This is a genomic window from Neorhizobium sp. 2083, from assembly GCF_031455615.1.
In the GTDB taxonomy this organism is placed as follows: Bacteria; Pseudomonadota; Alphaproteobacteria; order Rhizobiales; family Rhizobiaceae; genus Neorhizobium.
The window spans coordinates 1-1,739 of sequence record NZ_JAVDTC010000026.1 but is presented as its reverse complement, the minus strand read 5'-3'; the positions used below and the strand labels follow the sequence as shown (position 1 = coordinate 1,739).

Annotated in this window: 1 protein-coding gene; it reads left to right on the top strand. The window is 59.1% G+C overall.

What is annotated here, in order from left to right; genetic code table 11:
• Positions 1-144: 144 nt before the first annotated feature.
• Positions 145-1,572 carry an ISNCY family transposase gene (locus tag J2X76_RS31550; protein WP_310221890.1) on the top strand — a complete coding sequence of 476 codons (1,428 nt, stop codon included), beginning with the start codon at positions 145-147 and terminating at the stop codon, positions 1,570-1,572.
• Positions 1,573-1,739: the final 167 nt, after the last annotated feature.

Below are 1,739 nucleotides of genomic sequence, written 5' to 3'. Positions count from 1 at the left end.
TTTGTAAGGGCTATTTAGTAATGCGACAGTTGGGCCAGTTAGAGATGCGACAGTCTCGCCTCTCGATGCGCTGGTCAATGCCAACGTCGGGAGCAAGGATGACGATCTTCAGCCTGGTTGAGATCAGGAGCGGTCGGAGTCGTCATGTCCTTTATGATCACCATGTCGCAGAAAGAATTGCATCGCCTCGAAGTCATCCAGAAGATCCGTGATGAGCGCCTGGGCGTTGTCCAGGCTGCCGAACTGCTCGACCTCAGTCGAAGTCAGGTGCATCGGCTGCTGCAGGCCTATGACCTGGATGGCCCAGCCGGTCTCATTTCCAAGAAGCGATCGCGACCGAGCAATCGACGCCACAGCGAAGAGTTTCGCAATGCGGCGCTGGACCTCATCCGCGAACGTTATGTTGATTTCGGTCCGACGTTGGCACGCGAGAAGCTGATCGAGCTGCACCGGATCTCGGTGGCCAAGGAAACGCTGCGGCAATGGATGACCGAGGCCGGCATCTGGATCTCGCGTCGCGAGCGCAAGAAGCGGGTTTTCCAGCCACGCGGCCGGCGCGACTGCTTTGGCGAGCTGGTGCAGATCGACGGGTCGCATCACTGGTGGTTCGAGAACCGCGGGCCCAAATGCGCCCTGCTCGTCTATATCGACGATGCCACAGGCAAGCTCTTGCATCTACGGTTTGCCGGATCGGAGAATACGTTCGACTATCTGCATGCGACGAAGGCCTATCTGCAGCAATGGGGCAAGCCGCTGGCCTTCTACAGCGACAAGCATGGCGTTTTTCGCAGCACGCATGCGTCGGAGACAGACCGGACGAGCGGCCTGACACAGTTCGGTCGGGCGCTTTATGAGCTGAACATCGACATCATCTGTGCCAACACCCCGCAGGCCAAAGGCCGTGTGGAGCGCGCCAATCAGACATTGCAAGATCGTCTGGTGAAGGAGATGCGGCTTCGCGGCATCGACACGATCGAGGCTGCCAATGCCTATGCGCCTGAGTTCATGGCCGACTTCAATCGTCGCTTTGGCAAACCGCCGCGCAATCCGAAGGACATGCATCGAGCGCTGGCCGACCATGAGAATCTCGATGGCGCCATGTGCCGCAAGGAAGTCCGTACCTTGTCGCAGTCATTGACGCTGCGCTACGACAAGGTGCTGTTCATTCTCGATCCGACCGATATATCCAGACCCTTGGCGGGCCGGAAGGTCGTGGTCTGTGATTATCCGGATGGACGGCTCGAGATCATGCACGAGAGCTTTGCCCTGCCCTACAGAACCTTCGACAAGTTGCGATCGGTGCATCGATCCGAAGTCGTTGAGAACAAGCGTTTGGACGACGTGCTGTCGATCGTCGCCGAGTTGCAGGCTGGGCGCCAACAGCAACGTAGCAGGAGCGGCCCTCGCCGCACGGGTCAGGCGGATCATATGTTTGGGATACCGGATGGCAGCACGAGCAATGGCTATCAGAAGCGCGGTCGCAAGCCCGGTCGGCGGACGGATTACATGAACGATCCGGAAGTCATTGCCAAAAGGCAGAAGGCACTGGCTCGGATGGAAGCGGCGGAATGAACGGGTGTGCATAGTCTCAAAGCTAAAGCCGAAGGGGGTGTCCCTCACCCGCCCCCGCTCCGCCCTTTCAATCCGGCCCAGCCGGCCGGATCGGGGGCTGACCACCAGAGCCAGTGTCGCGTTTCTAACTGGCTGACAGCGTCGCAGCCCTATTCAGCTTTGACATC

Bases quoted from the DNA above. Each gene is read 5' to 3' on its own strand.
- J2X76_RS31550 (WP_310221890.1), top strand. From the start codon at position 145: ATGTCCTTTATGATCACCATGTCGCAGAAAGAATTGCATCGCCTCGAA.